The 16,539-nt window shown below is 71.9% G+C and carries 12 protein-coding genes; all 12 read left to right on the forward strand.

From position 1 onward, the window contains the following. Positions 1 to 13: 13 nt before the first annotated feature. Entirely contained in the window at positions 14 to 949 is a 936-nt protein-coding gene (locus AB0D32_RS28550) for a proline dehydrogenase family protein (protein ID WP_357096851.1), read from the forward strand. A gap of 32 nt (positions 950 to 981) precedes the next feature. Continuing rightward, positions 982 to 2,352: an L-serine ammonia-lyase gene (locus AB0D32_RS28555; protein ID WP_357096853.1), complete on the forward strand. Its 1,371-nt coding sequence runs from the start codon at positions 982 to 984 to the stop codon at positions 2,350 to 2,352. Between the two features lie 163 nt (positions 2,353 to 2,515). Next, the gene (locus AB0D32_RS28560; RefSeq protein WP_357096855.1) at positions 2,516 to 3,892 is read left to right on the forward strand and encodes an FAD-dependent oxidoreductase; all 1,377 of its coding nucleotides are present in this window, start codon (positions 2,516 to 2,518) and stop codon (positions 3,890 to 3,892) included. 121 nt (positions 3,893 to 4,013) lie between these two features. Further along, positions 4,014 to 5,291, forward strand: coding sequence for an MFS transporter (locus AB0D32_RS28565; RefSeq protein ID WP_357096857.1), 1,278 nt, complete (start codon positions 4,014 to 4,016; stop codon positions 5,289 to 5,291). 587 nt (positions 5,292 to 5,878) lie between these two features. Next, positions 5,879 to 7,102: a DegT/DnrJ/EryC1/StrS family aminotransferase gene (locus AB0D32_RS28570; RefSeq protein ID WP_357096859.1), complete on the forward strand. Its 1,224-nt coding sequence runs from the start codon at positions 5,879 to 5,881 to the stop codon at positions 7,100 to 7,102. Positions 7,103 to 7,121: 19 nt separating this feature from the next. Continuing rightward, on the forward strand, positions 7,122 to 8,282 hold the full coding sequence (locus AB0D32_RS28575; RefSeq protein WP_357096861.1) for an FAD-dependent oxidoreductase: 1,161 nt from the start codon (positions 7,122 to 7,124) through the stop codon (positions 8,280 to 8,282). After that, positions 8,279 to 13,387, forward strand: coding sequence for an amino acid adenylation domain-containing protein (locus AB0D32_RS28580; protein WP_357096863.1), 5,109 nt, complete (start codon positions 8,279 to 8,281; stop codon positions 13,385 to 13,387). The genes AB0D32_RS28575 and AB0D32_RS28580 overlap by 4 nt, the downstream gene beginning before the upstream one ends. Continuing rightward, positions 13,374 to 14,351, forward strand: coding sequence for an ornithine cyclodeaminase family protein (locus tag AB0D32_RS28585; protein ID WP_357096865.1), 978 nt, complete (start codon positions 13,374 to 13,376; stop codon positions 14,349 to 14,351). Before AB0D32_RS28580 ends, AB0D32_RS28585 begins: the two co-directional genes overlap by 14 nt. Next, complete coding sequence (locus AB0D32_RS28590) at positions 14,348 to 15,181, forward strand: alpha/beta fold hydrolase (RefSeq protein ID WP_357096867.1); 834 nt, start codon at positions 14,348 to 14,350, stop codon at positions 15,179 to 15,181. Before AB0D32_RS28585 ends, AB0D32_RS28590 begins: the two co-directional genes overlap by 4 nt. Then, complete coding sequence (locus AB0D32_RS28595; RefSeq protein ID WP_357096869.1) at positions 15,178 to 15,399, forward strand: MbtH family protein; 222 nt, start codon at positions 15,178 to 15,180, stop codon at positions 15,397 to 15,399. The genes AB0D32_RS28590 and AB0D32_RS28595 overlap by 4 nt, the downstream gene beginning before the upstream one ends. Positions 15,400 to 15,407: 8 nt before the next feature. Further along, positions 15,408 to 16,211, forward strand: coding sequence for a ferritin-like domain-containing protein (locus tag AB0D32_RS28600; protein ID WP_357096871.1), 804 nt, complete (start codon positions 15,408 to 15,410; stop codon positions 16,209 to 16,211). A 23-nt stretch (positions 16,212 to 16,234) separates the two neighbouring features. After that, a partial coding sequence (locus AB0D32_RS28605; RefSeq protein WP_357096873.1) for a condensation domain-containing protein occupies positions 16,235 to 16,539 on the forward strand: 305 nt, incomplete at its 3' end.

The following is a 16,539-nucleotide window of genomic DNA, read 5'->3' on the forward strand; positions in this document are numbered from 1 at the left end:
GGAAAGGCCCACCATGCCGAACAAGCTCCTGCTCGCGGCGGCCGAGAACGAACGTATGCGCGGCCTCGTCTCGCAGTCCGCCCTGACCCGGGGAGTCGTCCACCGATTCGTCGCGGGCGAGGAGGACCGGGAGGTGGTCGCGGTGGCTCGCCGGCTCGCCGGGTCGGGGCTGCGGGTCACGATCGACCACCTGGGCGAGGGTACGACGACACTCGGACAGGCCGAGGCCATCCGCGACACGTACCGCGCGCTGCTGTCGTCACTGGAGGCCGCGGACCTGGCCGCCGCCGCCGAGGTCTCGCTCAAGGTCTCGGCGCTCGGCGGGTCGTTGCCGGGCGACGGGTACGACCACGCCGCCCGGCTCACGCGCGACGTCTGCGCCGCCGCGGCGGCCGTGGGCTCGACCGTGACGATCGACATGGAGGACCACACCACCGTCGACGCGACCCTCTCCATCCTCGACGAGCTGCGTACGGAGTTCCCGTCGGTCGGGGTCGCCCTACAGGCGTGCCTGCGGCGCACGGCGGCCGACTGCCGGCGACTCGCCCACGCGGGCAGCCGGGTCCGTCTGGTGAAGGGGGCCTACGCGGAGCCCGCGTCGGTGGCCTTCGTGCGGAAGCGCGAGGTCGACGACGAGTTCCGCCGGTGCCTTCGCATCCTGATGGCGGGGGACGGGTATCCGATGATCGCGACCCACGACCCGAGGCTGATCGAGTACACCCTGCACCTGGCGCGCGACGGTGGCCGAAGCGCGGAGGACTTCGAGTTCCAGATGTTGTACGGAATCCGCGAGAACGAGCAGTTGCGGCTGGCGTCGAACGGGAACCGGACCCGTGTCTACCTCCCGTACGGCCGCGACTGGTACGCCTACTTCATGCGTCGGCTCGCCGAGAAGCCGGCGAACCTGCTCCTCCTGGCCCGCTCGTTCAAGCCCGGTTCGGCCAACTGACGACGGCGGCCGACGCGACAGGGAGTACGGTCATGATCAGCGTTTTCGATCTCTTCAGCGTGGGTATCGGGCCGTCCAGTTCGCACACCGTCGGGCCGATGCGGGCAGCCCGGACGTTCGTGACGGGGCTCAAGGCCGACGGTGTCCTGGCCGGTACCGCCCGGGTCCGGGCGGAGCTCTTCGGTTCGTTGGGGGCGACCGGGCACGGGCACGGCAGCGACCGGGCGGTGCTGCTCGGGCTGGCCGGGGAGGCTCCGGAGACTGTCGACACGGACACCGTCGAGCCGCGGGTGGCCCGGGTGCGCGCCGGCCGCCGGTTGGCTCTGCTGGGGGTGCAGGAGATCGACTTCGATCCGGACCGGGACCTGCTGCTGCACCGGCGTCGGTCGCTGCCCTACCACCCGAACGGGATGACCTTCGTCGCGTACGACGGCAGCGGCGCAGAACTGCGCAGCCGCATGTACTACTCGGTGGGCGGCGGGTTCGTGGTCGACGAGGCGGCGGCGGGGGCGGACCGGATCACCGTGGACACCACGCGGGTCCGGTACCCGTTCCGCACCGGGGTCGAGTTGCTGGACGTCACCGCCGCGACCGGGCTGTCGATCAGCGAGGTGATGCTGGCCAACGAGCGGTCCTGGCGTACCGAGGCGGAGATCCGGGCCGGCCTGCTGGAGATCTGGCGGGTGATGCGGGAGTGCGTCCGGCGGGGCTGCGAGCGGGGCGGGGTGCTTCCCGGCGGGCTGAGGGTGCGGCGGCGCGCGGCGGAGCTGCGGCGGAGCCTGGAGGCCGACACCGGCAACGCCGATCCGTTGCGGGTGATGGACTGGGTGACGCTCTTCGCCCTCGCCGTCAACGAGGAGAACGCGGCGGGGGGCCGGGTCGTCACCGCACCCACCAACGGGGCGGCCGGGATCATTCCGGCGGTGCTGCACTACTACACCCGGTTCGTGCCGTCGGCCTCACCGGACGGTGTGGTGCGGTTCCTGCTGACGGCCGGGGCGATCGGGGTGCTGTTCAAGGAGAACGCCTCCATCTCGGGTGCGGAGGTCGGCTGCCAGGGCGAGGTGGGCTCGGCCTGTTCGATGGCTGCCGCCGGGCTCGCCGAGGCGCTCGGTGGTACGCCGGCCCAGGTGGAGAACGCGGCGGAGATCGGGATGGAACACAACCTCGGGCTGACCTGCGACCCGGTCGGGGGACTGGTGCAGATCCCCTGCATCGAGCGCAACGCGGTGGCCAGCATCAAGGCGGTCACGGCGGCCCGGCTCGCGCTGCGGGGGGACGGGGTGCACGCCGTCTCCCTCGACAAGGTGATCAAGACGATGCGGGAGACCGGCGCCGACATGAAGGTCAAGTACAAGGAGACGGCGCGCGGGGGCCTCGCGGTCAACGTGATCGAGTGCTGATCACCCCCGCGAGGGCGGGATCGGGGTGGGCGCGATGCGCCCGGCGCCGTGCGACGATCGTCGGGCGTCGTGCCGATCGATCCGTCCCGACGGTCAGCCCGCGCACCGGTCTCTGACAGGCACGTGGGAAGCCGCCCCACCTCGTACCCCTTGGGAGAGCATGATGTCCTCGTCCCCGGCCCGGGTCTTCGCCGCGCTGAACGCGGTGCGGCCACCCGACCAGGCGTCCCCGGTCATCGGCAAGGTCGTCGTGGTCGGCGGCAGCGTCGCCGGGTTGCTGGCGGCCCGGGTGGCGTCGGACTACGCGGAGAGCGTCGTCATCGTCGACCGGGACGATCCACAGGTGACCGGCGAGCGGCCGGGCGTGCCCCAGGGGACACAACTGCACGCCCTGCTGCCCGGCGGCCTGCGCCAGCTCGAGCGCTTGTTTCCGGGCTTCCGCGAACAGGCCCTGGCCCGAGGCGCGATCGAGGCTCCGCCCGCGGCGAGGCGGAACTACCTCGACGGCCGGCTGAAGGTCGTCGTACCCGACGACGCCGACAGCCTGGCGGGCACCCGCCCCCTCCTGGAAGGGCTGATTCGCCGGCAGGTGCTGCGGCTGCCCAACGTCAAGACGGTCACCGCGCGCGCCACGGGCCTCGTGTTCGACGGCGCCGTGACCACCGGGGTCCGCTGCGACGCCGGTGGGACACCCGGCGTCGAGTCCGGCGATCTCGTGGTGGACGCCATGGGCCGGTCGAGCCGGCTCTCCGAGTGGCTGGCGCAGGCCGGCTGGGACCGGCCGGCCATGCGGCGGATGACCGTGGACCTCAACTACGCGACGGCCCTGTTCCGCCGCCGTGAGGCGGCCCCGGACGCCACGATCGTCCTGGCCCTGCACACGCCGGGGATGTCGTCGGACGTGGCCGGTGCCGCGTTCTTCGCCGTGGAGGACGGCCGGTGGATGGCCATGATGGCCGGCTACGGTGACAACCGCCCGGGGCGCACCGCGGACGACTTCGTACGCCGGCTGCGGGAGCAGTTCCCACCGGAGTTCGGCGAGGTCGCCGGGAACGAGATGCTCGGTGACGTCCAGACGTACCGCCACGCCGACAGCCGGCGGCGGGACTTCCACCGGCTGAAGCGGTTTCCGGCCGGGCTCGTGAGCGTCGGGGACGCGGTCGCGTCGTTCAACCCGGTGTACGGGCAGGGGATGACGTCCGCGGCCCTGCACGCGGCCTGCCTGTCGATGTACCTGCGGTCGAGCCCGGATCCGGGCGTGCCCGCCCGCCGGTTCTTCGCCCTGCAGAAGGTCGTGGTCGACGTCGCCTGGTCGATGTCGACCTCCGCCGATCTGGCGCTGCCGCACGTCGACGGGCCCTATCCGCGCGGCTACCGGTTCTCCAGCTGGGTCAGCAGGCAGATCGTCGCGGCGACCGTCACCCACGTGCCGACCGCACGACGCTTCAACGACGTCGTCTCCATGCGTGAACACCCGAGCACACTGGCCACACCCGGCGTGGTCCTGGGCGCGCTGCGCGCCAACCGACGCGCGCGCTGATCGGGCGGCCACGGGACGACCCTCGCCCCGCTTCCTCGAATACCTCGCAGGTGCGGGTTGACAGCCGCCCTGTCGCCGTTAACGTCGATCCAGTTCGACTCGACACGGGGGAGGGCGGAGAATGGAGCCGTTGGTTGCCGGGCAGAGGCGCAACGTCGCCTTGTTCGTGATGGTCTCCCTGGTTTCCGGATTCGGCGGCACGGCAATGTCCCTGGTCGCCGGGATCTGGGTGATGGACCTGACCAATTCCGCCAGCCTGGCCGCCATGGCGGGATTCTGCGTCTTCTTTCCGACCGTTTTCGGACCGCTGCTGGGCGCACTCGTGGACCGGTTACCCCGCCGGCCGCTGCTGATCTGGACGAATCTGCTGGTCGCCGCCTCACTCCTGCTGCTGCTGGCCGTGCGATCCGCGGATCAGGTCTGGCTGTTGTACGTCGTTATGCTCGCGTACGGGATCAGCTATGTTCTGCTCGACGCCGGTGAAGCCGCGTTGCTGCCGGCGGCGCTTTCCAACGACGCGCTCGGTCGGGTCAACGGCCTCCGCATGAGCGCACAGGAGGGGGCCAAGCTCCTGGCGCCGCTGATCGGCGCCGGTCTCTTCGCCATTGTGGGCGGGGCGGGGGTCGCAGCTCTCGCGGCCGTCATGCTGATCATCGCCGCCGTGCTCTACCGGCTCGTCCGGGCACCGGAGTTCCGGCCACCGAGGCAGCGACGGCGGATCGTGGACGACACCTGGGAGGGCATCCGGTTCCTGCTGTGGGACGCCCGCCTGCGGGCGATCGTGCTCGTCGGCGCACTCGTCGTGACCATGTCCGGGCTCACGACGGCCGCCACGTTCGCCGTGGTCGACGAGGGCCTGGGCCTGTCGGTGGCGTTCATGGGCGTGCTGTCCTCCGCGCAGGGCGCCGGTGCCCTGGCCGGGGGCCTCCTCACCGGACGACTCATGGCCAACCGGGGGGAGGCACTGGTCGGTACGCTGGGCGCCCTCCTGTTCGCCGTCGGCACGGCGGCGCGCCTGCTGCCCTGGACGCCCGGCGTGGTGGCCAGCAGCGTCGTCGTCGGCGTGGGTCTGCCCTGGGCGGTGGTCGCGGCGATGACGGCGGTGCAACGACAGACGCCGCAGGACCTCCTCGGCCGCGTCGCCGGCACCGCCAACACCCTCGTGTTCGGACCGATGGCGATCGGCATTCCGCTGGGTGCCTGGCTCATCGCCGTCGCGGACTACCGCCTGACCCTCGTCGCGGTGGCGATCGTGACCGTGATCGGCGGCCTGCTGCTGACCGGCCGTGCGTCCTTCACCAGGGCCGACAGCGAAGGCGCGGTGCCGGCCGGGAGCGCGACGCCGGACGGGGCGGAGACCGAGGTCCCCAGCCCGGTGGAGGCCCGCGAGATCGGCTGATCGGCCCGGGGTGACACCGCCTCGCTGACCTCGGCCCCGACCGGACACCTACTCTTCGCGCCGCCCGCCCGCGTCGCTCCCTCGCGCCGCTCGCCCCCATCGCCCGCCCGCGCCCCCTGCATCGCTCGGCCACGCCCGCTTGCCCGTGTCCGCTTGCCCACGTCCGCTCGCCCACGTCCGCTCGCCCACGTCCGCTCGCCCACGTCCGCTCGCCCACGTCCGCTTGCCCGCGTCCGACCAACCGCGTCGCACGGTCTCGGTGGCCGACGTGGGCGACGCCAGCTCGTCCTTACCGGACCTCCGCACAACTGGCTCGTTCCCGCTCCCACGCCCGGTGGCGCCCCCACGCCGCCAGGACCGACGCGACCCAGGCAGGTGGGCGGCTCGGACCGTGTCCCGCTGGCGGGACACGGCGGCGTTTCCCGATGGCCCGAAACCGGTCCGGGCGATCCGGCAACGGGCCGACGAAAGTGAGCTGACAGGACCGCCGAACAGAATCATGGGCACGCCGTACGGCAGCCGATGTCGAGACCGCGCCGGAACTGATCGCAGGTCTCACGTACGGCCCGATTCGAGAGGGCCTGATCTTGACAAGTCCGACGCGGCCCGGAGTTCCGTATCCCACGCTGGGCAGCATTCTCGGTGACGAGGAAGTAAGGGCCGTCACCGACGTGCTGCTGTCACGCGAGCGGTTGTCGCAGGGCTCATGGAGGCGAAAGTTCGAGGAAGCGTTCAAGGACCACACGGGTGCCGCGCACGCGATCACGGTGACCAGTGGAACTGTCGCTCTCCGACTGGCGATCCAACTTCTGGAGCTGCAACCGGGCGACGAGGTCGTGGTGACGCCGCAGACCTACCAGGCGACGGCGCAGCCGCTTCTCGACCACCAGGCGACGGTGCGCTTCTGCGACATCGATCCGAACTCGCTGAACGTGGACGTGAACAGGCTCGCGGAACTGGTCAACCACCGCACGAAGGCGGTGATCCTCGTCCACTACGGCGGCCTGCCGGCCGACATGGCCGCCATTCGGGAACTGTCGCGGCGCCACGGTTTCGTCATCATCGAGGACTGCGCCCACGCGCTCGGCGCCGAGTACTTCGGTGAACGGCCGGGGGTGCTCGGAGACATCGGTTGCTTCAGCTTCCACTCGACGAAGAACATCACCACCCTCGGCGAGGGCGGCATGCTGACGCTGAACCGCGACGACTGGGCCGAGCGCGTCACGCGGCTGCGCAACAACGAATGCGACGCGGTGTACCGCCCGGCCGCACCGGACCTGCCGAAGGTGCCGCGCGCCATGTTCGACGGGCTGGCCCACAGCAGCGAGTGCGTCGGAGTACGCGCCGCCGGGACCAACGCGACGCTGAGCGAGCCGGCCGCCGCCGTCGGGTTGGTGCAACTGCGAAAGCTGGCCGCGCTCACCAAGGCGAGACGGCGCGTCGCGGCCCAGCTCGACGACGCGTTCGCGGCCCACCCGGGCGTGCGACTCCAGGTGGTTCCCGACGGCGTCCGACACTCGTACCACCTGTACACGCTCTTCGTCCGGCCGGAACAGGGGATCGTGCGGGACCGGGTCGTCGAGCGCCTGGTGCAGCTCGGCGTGGACGTGTGGCTGCGGTACTTCCCGGTGCATCTGCTGCCGGAGTGGCGCAGCCGAGGCAACGGGCTCGGGGACTGCCCGGTCGCCGAGCGGTGCTGGTTCGAGGAGCAGATCAACCTGCCGTGCCACCCGGCCTTCGGCGATGTCGACGTGAAGACGATGGTCGCCGCGCTCGGCGACGCGCTGGACTACGGAACCCGTTCCGAGTGACGGCTGAGGGGAGCATCTGATGGCCAACGCGGACAGGACGTTCGACATCGCCGTGATCGGCGGTGGTGCCGTGGGGCTTGCGGCGGCGTGGCAGGCGAGCGCCGCGGGATTCTCGGTGGTGCTCCTCGAACGGGGGCCGCTCTTCCACGACAACGGAAGCTCCGGCGGCGCCGAACGGCAGTGGCGCGTCCAGTACAGCGAGGAACAGTCGGCCCGCCTGGTGCTCGCGTCGATCCCCGCGTGGGATCGACTGGAACACGCCATCGACCGTCCGCTGGTCCATCGCACCGGCAGCCTGTGGTTCGGCGACATCGACCAGGACAGCAACGAGGGACAGATCCGGGCGGCGGCGGCCGTACTGGAACGACTGTCGCTCGGCTACGAGTGGCTCGGTGCCCGCGACATCGAGAAGCGGTACGGGTTCGCCGACCTGCCGGAGCACTACCAGGGCTTCTACCAGCCCGACGGCGGCGTCATCGATGTGCGGGGCACACTCTGGGCGCTGTACACGCTGGCGGTCTTCCACGGGGCCGAGATCCGACCGCAGGTGGCCGTCCTGGGTGTCGAACCCACTGCCGACGGCGTGAAGGTGGCCACCGGTGGCGGCAGCGTCCGCGCCCGTGCCGCGGTCGTCGCCGCCGGCGCGGGCACCACACCCCTGCTGGAAGCGCTGGGCCTCCGGCTCGGGATGCGGACCTTCGAGATGCCGTCGGCCTACTTCCGGCTGCGGGACGCGTCGCTCGACTCTCCGACGTGGTTCGCCTTCGAACCGGAGACCGAGACCGATGGCGCGCTCTACTACGGGTTCGGCCGTAACCCGTGGGGGCGCCGGGACGTGGTCCGGGTCGCGCCCGACTCGGAGGCCCACCCGCTGCCCGACGCCGCGCAGGCGACCGGCGTGCCCAGGGACGACGAACTGCGCAGGCTCTCCGCGTGGGTGGCCCGGCACCTGCCGAACCTCGACCCGACGCCCCTTCAGGCGTCGACCTGCCTGGTCACCCTGCCCGAGGAGCACCATCAGGCGTTTCGCGTGGGCCGGGTGCCGGGTGCCGAACGAGTCGTCTACTGCACCTCGGGATGGATCTTCAAGTTCGTCCCGTTGCTGGGCCAGGTCTGCGTCGATCTCGCTCTCCGTGGCGCGGTGGCCCGTGACGTAGCCGACCTCCTGCCGGGCTCATGACGCTCTCCACGCGGGACCGCGAGCCGGAGCCCGTACCGTCGCTCGTCGCCCCGGAGACCTTCCGGGCCGCGACCACGGCGCACCTGGCCGCCGACGGCATCGCCCAGGCGTTCGCCCGAGTGGTCGTGTCCGGTCCGGACACGACGGCGGTGGTCAGCGCCGGCAGGAGGTTCTCCTACCGCGAGCTGGACCGCCGGGCCGACGTGCTGGCCGCCGGGCTGCCCGCGCACGTCGGAGTGGAATCGGTGGTGGGCGTGTGCCTGCGCCCCGGCGTGGACCTGGTCGCGGCCATCCTCGCCGTGGCCAGGCGCGGCGCCGCCTTCCTGCTGATGGACCCGGCCCACCCCCGGATGCGCCTGGCCCACCTGGTGCGGGCGGCCGGCGCGCGCTGCGTGTTCGTACCGCAAGAGCTGGCCGACACGCCCATCGGTGACTCGGTGCCGGTCGTCCCCGCCCACCTTCCGCCGGCACCCGACCTGCCGGCAGGGCCGGCGCAGCCGATCCGGCCGGACAACCTCGGGTACGTCGTCTTCACCTCCGGATCGACAGGCGCGCCGAAACCGGTCGGGATCAGTCAGGACGCCCTGCTGAACCTCATCCGGTGGACGGCGGCGGAGTACGAGATGCGTCCGGACGACCGGATGCTGCCCACCCACGCGCCCGGATTCGACGCGTCCGTGCGGGAACTGCTGCTACCGCTGATGACCGGAGCCAGCCTGGTGCTCGGCGACGGCGACGAGCGATTCGAGCCGGGACGGCTGCTGGACGTCGTCTCGGCCGAGGGCGTCACCCTGCTCGACATCGTGCCGACCCTGCTGCATCGGCTGCTCGACGAGCCGCAGGCGGGCACCCGGCTGGCCCCGGTACGACTGCTGACCTGCGGCGGTGAGGAGTTGCCGGCGTCCACGGCACGACGCCTGCGCTCGGTGGCCCCGTGGATCCGGCTGTACAACCAGTACGGCCCGAGCGAGGCCACCGTGGCGGCCACGTCCTGGTCGTGCACCGACCAGGACGACGACGGGAGGACACCGATCGGCGCTCCGATCGCCGGGGTACGGGCGTACGTGCTGGACGAGGAGCTGCGACCCGCCTCCCCGGGGATGCCGGGCGAACTGGTCCTCGGCGGTCGGGGCGTGGCCCGCGGCTACCTCGGTGCCGCCGACCGGACCGCGGAGCGCTTCCTGCCCGACCCGTTCCACGGCGGGGCCGGGGCACGGATGTACCGCACCGGCGACCTGGTCCGGGTCCGCGACGACGGCAACCTGGTCTTCCTCGGCCGGCTGGATGATCAGGTGTCCGTCGGTGGCCATCGGATCGAGCCCGGTGAGGTGGCCGCGACGCTGCGCCGCTTCCCGGCGGTCACCGACGTCGCCGTGGTGCCCGTCCACGACGGGCCGGGCGCGCCGTGCCTGGCCGCGTACGCGGTGGCGACCGGGGACGAGGTGGACGAGAACACGCTGCGCCGCTGGCTGGCCGAGCGGTTGCCGTCGTTCATGATGCCCCGCCACGTGTCGGTGGTGGACCGACTCCCCGTGACCGCCACCGGCAAGCTCGACCGTGCGCGGCTGCCCGCCCCGGCCCGGCCGGGGGGCACGCGACGGCCCCGCACCGACACCGAGCGGATGATCGCCGAGGTGGCCTGGGCCGTGCTGGACCTGTCCGCCGTGGGCGCCGACGACGACCTGTTCACCCTCGGGGCCGACTCGCTGGCTGCCTTCCGGATCGCCATGCAGGCCGGCGCTGCGCTCGGTGTGCACCTGGACGTGCACGACGTGTTCACCCACCGCACCGTGGCCGCCCTGGCGGTGGCCGCGGCGAGTGCGCCACCGGCCCGGGAACTGCCGGCCGACGAGGCGGACGGCGCCCCGGACGAGCTCTCCCTGGCCCAGCGGCGGCTGTGGTTCCTCGACCAGCTGAACCCCGGCAACATCGCGTACAACGTCTGCGTGGGCTACCACGTCCACGGGGAACTGGACGTCACCGCCCTCACCGCGGCGCTGCGCGCGGTCACCGTCCGGCACGAGTGCCTGCGAAGCACGATCGTGGCGCAGGACGGCCAGCCGCGGGTCCGGCTGCTGTCGCCGGAACAGGTCACCGACCAGCTCGCGGTCCGGCCCGTCGGGTCGCCGGCGGAGGCCGAGGCGGTCGCCCGGGCAGCGGCGGCCGAACCGTTCGACCTCGCGGTCGGACCGCTGATGCGGGCCAGTGTGCTGCGGATCGGCCCGACCGAACACGTGCTGCTGGTGGTCGTGCACCACCTGGTCTTCGACGGCTGGTCGCTGGGCCCGTTCGAGCGGCACCTGTCCGCCGCCTACCGTGACGCCCTGGTCGGGCGGCCCCACCCGCCCGCCGGGGACCGGCAGTACCGGCACTTCGTGGCGTGGCAGCGGCGGCACCTGTCGGAGGAACGCATCAGCGACGTCGTCGGCTACTGGTCCCGCGGGCTGTCGGGGCTCGACCTCGTTCTGGAGATGCCGGGAGACCGCCCCCACCCGGCCGTGCCCTCGTACCGCGCCGCAGCCGTCCCGGTGCGACTCCCGGCGTCCGTCGCGGCGGACCTGCGCCGCCTGGCGGACCGACGGCGGGCGACGCTGTTCATGGTGACCTTCGCCGTCTACCAGATGCTCATCGGGCGCTACACCGGGCGCGACGGGTTCGTCGTCGGCTGCCCGTCGGTCGGCCGGGTCGGGTCCGACTTCGAGGACGTGGTCGGCTTCTTCGTCAACACGTTGCCGTTGCGGGCCGACCTGTCCGGCGACCCCTCGTTCGCCGACCTCGTGGAGCGGGTGCGGGAGACCGCGACGAGCGCCTACGCCCACCAGGACCTGCCGTTCGAGCGCCTGGCCGAGCATCTCGCACCGGCCCGCGACCTGAACCGGAACCCGGTGGTGCAGATCTGGTTCGACCTGTTCACCGCGCCGGACTCGTTGGACCTGCCCGGGGCGACGACCTGGTGGCAGCCACCGGCGACCGGCGCGACCAGGTTCGACCTGGAGTTGCACCTGTCCGAGAGCCCGTCGGGGGAGCTGACCGGAGAACTGGTCTACGCCACCGACCTGTTCGAGCGAGCGACCGTCGAGCAGTACGCGCGACACTTCGAAAGCCTCGCCGGCCGGGTCGCGGCGCGGCCGGACGCCCCGCTGTCCACGGTCGACCTGCTGCGCGACGAGGAGCGGGACCTGATCGTGCGCCGCTGGACCGACACGGCGGCACCTTACCGGGCCGACCGTACGATCCCGGCGCTCTTCGAGGAGCAGGTCGCCCGTACGCCCGACGAGGTGGCGGTGGTCTTCGACGGCGTCCGGTTGTCGTTCGCCGAGTTGAACCGCCGCGCCAACCGCCTGGCCCACCACCTGGGCCGGCGCGGCGTCCGGCGCGGTCAGGTCGTCGGGTTGTTCCTGCCGCCGGGGCTGGACGCCGTCGTCAGCCTGCTGGCGGTCGTCAAGGCGGGCGCCGGGTACCTGCCCGTCGACGTGGACAGCCCGGGCGAGCGGGCCGCCTTCATGCTCACCGATGCGGGCGCGAGCGTCGTGCTCTCCCTCACCGCCCTGGCGGCCGACCTGCCGCTACCCGACCTCGACGTGGTGTGCGTGGACGCCGACTCGGCGGCGATCGCCGGTTGCGCCGCCACCGACCCGACCCGGACGGCCGGGCCGGACGACCTGCTGTACGTCATCTACACCTCCGGTTCCACCGGGCGGCCCAAGGGGGTGGTGATGACCCACCGGCCCCTGCTCAACCTGCTCGACTGGCAGCTGCGCCGGGCCGAGCCGGCCGGACCGACGCTCCAGTTCTCCGCCCTGCACTTCGACATCTCGTTCCAGGAGATGTTCTCGAGCTGGCTCTGCGGCAACCAGGTCGTCCTGCTCGACCGGGACCAGCGGCGCGATCCGGAGCAGCTTCTCGCGGTGATGACGGCGAACGGCGTACGGCGGCTGTTCTGCACCCCGCTGGTGCTGGAACAGATCGCGCGGGCGGCCGCGGACGGCACCGACCTGCCGCCGCTGGCGCAGATCGCCACCGCCGGTGAGCAGCTGCACCTGACCGCCGAGGTGCGCGACCTGCTGCGCCGTCTGCCCGGCGTCGTCCTCGACAACCAGTACGGGCCGACGGAGGCGCACGTCGTCACCGCCGAGATGCTCTCGGGCGACCCCGAGGGCTGGCCGGGGTTTCCGCCGGTGGGCAGCGCGATCGCGAACACCCGCGTCTACCTGCTGGACGAGCGGATGCGGCCGGTGCCGCCACGGGCCGCGGGGGAGGTGTACGTCGGCGGCACCTGCCTCGCCCGTGGCTACATCGGCCGTCCGGACCTCACCGCCCACGGCTTCCTGCCGGACCCGTTCGGCACCGAACCAGGGGCGCGCCTCTACCGCACCGGCGACCTCGCCCGGTGGACCCTCGACGGCCGGATCGAGTTCCTCGGCCGGGCCGACCACCAGGTCAAGGTACGCGGATACCGCATCGAGCCGGGTGAGATCGAGATGAGCCTGATCGGCCATCCGGATGTCGCGGAGGCCGCGGTGCTGGCGGTGGGCCACGGGGCGGACCGGAGGCTGGTGGCGTACCTGGTGCCCCGCCGAGACAGCGCGCCCGACCTGGAGTCCCTACGCGGGTTCCTGCTCGCCCGGCTGCCGAGCTACATGATCCCCTCGGCGTTCGTCACCGTGCCGGCGCTGCCGCTGACCGCCGCCGGCAAGCTCGACCGGGCCGGACTGGCCGCCCTCGACGACCAGCGAGGAGACGCCGCGCCGGATTCGGCGATCCTGCAACCACACGAACGGATCATCGCGGACATCTGGGCGAGGCACCTGCCGGGACGGGTCGGCATCGACGCGGACTTCTTCGATCTCGGCGGTCACTCGCTCATGGCCACCAGCCTCGTCCACGAGATCCGGACCGCCTTCGACATCGCGCTGCCGCTACGGGCGATCTTCGAGAACCGGACCGTCCGGGAGTTGGCCGCGACGGTGGCGGCGGCCGTGACGGCACAGATCGAAGCCATGACAGACGACGACGTCGTCGCCGCCGTTCGCGACGCCCCGCCCGATGGTGCGGGGAACGTGCCGGTGGAACATAGGAGGGAGCCGGGAGATGCGGGTAATTGACGGTGCGACGGTGCGATCCTTGCTGTCGCCTCAGGACCTGGTGCAGGCGATGGGCCAGGCGCTGGCCGACTTCAGCACCGGTCGCGTCCAGCAACACCCACGGGTCACCGTGGAGTCGACGACCAGTCCGGGACGGGTGCTCATCATGCCGTCGGCCAGTGCCGACGCGGGACTGGGCCTGAAGGTGCTGTCCATGTTCGACCGCAGCGCCGAACGCGGTCTCCCGCACGTGCAGGGCGTGCTGATCCTCCTCGACCCGACGTACGGGGAGCCGCTGGCCGTCATCGACGGCGTCGCACTCACCGAGATCCGGACAGCCGCGGTGACCGCCCGGGCCACGGCGCTGCTGGCTCGGCCCGACGCGACGCGGCTGGCCGTCATCGGCGCCGGTGTGCAGGGCCGGGCGCATCTGGTCGCCCTCGCCGGCCTGCGCGACTGGTCGCGGATCACCGTGTTCAGCCGGACGGCCGAACGCGCCGAACAACTCGTCGGTTGGGCGCGGGAACAGGACCTGCCGGCGGAGCTGAGCGCCGATCCGGACGCGTCCGTCAAGGACGCCGACGTGATCTGCACGACGACCTCCTCGGCCAGCCCGGTCGTCGCCGACGGCAGCATCGCCCCCGAGGGTGTGCACATCAACGGCGTGGGGGCGTTCGGGGCGACCTGCCGGGAACTGCCGACCGCCCTGGTGCGCCGCGCCGAGCTCTTCGTGGACAGCCGCGAGGCCGCCCTCCGCGAAGCCGGTGATCTGCTGGTGCCGATCACCGAGGGCGCCCTCGACGCCAGCCACATCAGGGCCGAGCTCGGCGAGGTGATCGCAGGCCGGCATCCGGGCCGCACCGACGCCGGCGCCACCACCCTGTTCAAGTCGCTTGGTCTGGCCGTCGAGGATCTCGTGGCCGCCCGCCTGGTCTACGAACGGGCGGCCGAACGCGACGCCGGTGTCGTGGTGGGTGCGAGTTGACCGCCGCGATCCGACCCGACCCGCCGCCGGACGGTCAGCCCGGTGACCGGCACCCGCGGGAGGAGCGGGCGTTCCGGCCGGTCGGTCGGGTCACCGGCGACCGGCCGCAGCTGTTCTGCCTCCCGTACGCCGGCGGGTCGGCGAACGGCTACGACGGGTGGCTGCCGCTGCTCTCCCGCACGCTGGACGTCTGGGCCGCCGAACTTCCCGGCCGGGGCACCCGGTTCCACCTGCCCCCGGCCGGTGACGTCGGCGAGCTCACCGGCCAACTCCTCGACGAGATCGAGCCCATGCTGGCCGACCAGGTCGTGCTGTTCGGCCACAGCATGGGCGCCACCCTCGCGCTGGAACTGGCGCTGCGCCTGCAGGCCCGGGGGGCGCCGTTGTCGTGCCTGGTCGTGTCGGGTCAACCCGCCCCCGGGTGGCCGCGTGACAACCGCCTGCATCTGCTCGACGACGCACGGCTGACCGTGGCGATGAAGGCGATGGGCGGCACGCCGCCCGAGGTGTTCGACTCTGCCGAACTGCTGGAGCTGATGCTGCCGATCCTGCGCGCGGACCTCCGCATGGTCGAGAACCACCGGTTCACGCCGGGGGCGACCGTCCGGTGCCCCCTTGTCGCGTACGGCTCGGTCGACGACCCGGACGCGACCGCGCCCGCGATCGCGGGCTGGGCCGACCTCACCGAAGGCGCGTTCGAGTCCCGGATGTTCCCCGGGGACCACTTCTACTTCCAGCAGCACCCGGAGGCGATCGCCGTCGATCTCACCCGGCGCCTGCTACGCCACCTGTCCACCCCCGACGGGGCCATCTTGGGAGGTACCCAGTGAGCCAGACCGACCAGACGTCGACGATCCGGTACCGGGTCGTGGTCAACCACGAGGAGCAGTACTCCATCTGGCCGGAGGAGCGGGAGAACCCGCTCGGCTGGGACGACGCGGGGTTCGCCGGCGCCAAGGAGGACTGCCTGGCCCACATCCGCGAGGTCTGGACCGACATCACGCCGCTGAGCGTACGCAACGCGCTGGGCAGCGACGAGACGACCTGAGGACGGACATGGCACTGGTGAGGTACGACCGGCAGATCGACGAGGTGACCGAGAAGTTCCTGGCGGACGCCCGCCGTTCGACGTGGGACCCCAAGACCACCGCTCGGGCTGCCCTGGAGAAGATCCGTCCCACCGACCCGCTGCTGGAGCTGACCTGGAACCTGGCCAGCGGGAGCGTCTACGCCGAGCAGTTGGGCCTGGAGGCGGCGAGCGTCATCGTGACGGAGAGCCCGGACGCCACCGCCAAGCTCATCGGTGCCACGGCCGTGGCCGACGAGGGACGACACAGCGCCGTCTTCGCCTACTACGCCGAGCAGATCGGTGGAGCGGTGGCACCTCCGCCCGAACCCATCGACGACCTGTCGCGTGGCCTGATGGCCATGGCGGATCCCGCCGACCGCGCGTTGGCACACATGCTCCTCGAGGGCTTCGCCGCCGACGAGTTCCTGTGGTTCGTCCGTGGTCTGCGGTCGACCGGGCTCGCGGACGTCTACCGGCTCGTACGCCGGGACGAGTCGCGCCACGTCGGTCTCGGGATGAACTACCTGACGCGGGGGGCGGGCGCGCGACTACTGTGCGCGACGTCCGCCGAGGATCTGTTGCGCAGCGAGGAGTTCGTCGTGCGCTACAGCGACCTCAACTCGATCGAGGCCCTGGTCCGTCAGCTCAACGCGGGCGTGCGCCCCGGGCGCGTCGCCAACTGGATGCGACGCCGCCACCAGAAGCGAATGTCGATCATTTTCGCGGTCCGCCCGGACGGGCCGGAACTGCAGGAGTACCGCCGCAACCACCCGGTGTGGTCCGTTCAGTGACGGTGGAGACCTCGGGAGATCCCATGATCCGCAATGCAGGAAACCTGTCCACCGACCGCGCCGAGTTGCTGCGCCGCCGACTCGGCGGGATGGCGACCACGGCAAACGCCGACGACGTCCGGCTGGAGCCGGTGGTGCGGGGGGATCGGTGGGTGCCGTCGTTCGGGCAGCGCAGGTTGTGGTTCATGGACCAGTTGCAGCCCGGGAACCTCGCCTACAACATGCCGGACGTCGCCTACCGGATTCGTGGTCGGTTGGCGGTGGGGGTGTTGGGGCGGGCGTTGGGTGTGGTGGTGCAGCGGCATGAGGTGTTGCGGTGTTGTTTTGA

Origin of the sequence: Micromonospora sp. NPDC048170 (genome assembly GCF_040652795.1) — a bacterium.
Taxonomy (GTDB): Bacteria; Actinomycetota; Actinomycetes; order Mycobacteriales; family Micromonosporaceae; genus Micromonospora.

Coding starts and splice junctions, on each gene's coding strand:
- AB0D32_RS28550 (WP_357096851.1), top strand. CDS start 14: ATGCCGAACAAGCTCCTGCTCGCGGCGGCCGAGAACGAACGTATGCGC.
- AB0D32_RS28555 (WP_357096853.1), top strand. CDS start 982: ATGATCAGCGTTTTCGATCTCTTCAGCGTGGGTATCGGGCCGTCCAGT.
- AB0D32_RS28560 (WP_357096855.1), top strand. CDS start 2,516: ATGTCCTCGTCCCCGGCCCGGGTCTTCGCCGCGCTGAACGCGGTGCGG.
- AB0D32_RS28565 (WP_357096857.1), top strand. CDS start 4,014: ATGGAGCCGTTGGTTGCCGGGCAGAGGCGCAACGTCGCCTTGTTCGTG.
- AB0D32_RS28575 (WP_357096861.1), top strand. CDS start 7,122: ATGGCCAACGCGGACAGGACGTTCGACATCGCCGTGATCGGCGGTGGT.
- AB0D32_RS28580 (WP_357096863.1), top strand. CDS start 8,279: ATGACGCTCTCCACGCGGGACCGCGAGCCGGAGCCCGTACCGTCGCTC.
- AB0D32_RS28585 (WP_357096865.1), top strand. CDS start 13,374: ATGCGGGTAATTGACGGTGCGACGGTGCGATCCTTGCTGTCGCCTCAG.
- AB0D32_RS28600 (WP_357096871.1), top strand. CDS start 15,408: ATGGCACTGGTGAGGTACGACCGGCAGATCGACGAGGTGACCGAGAAG.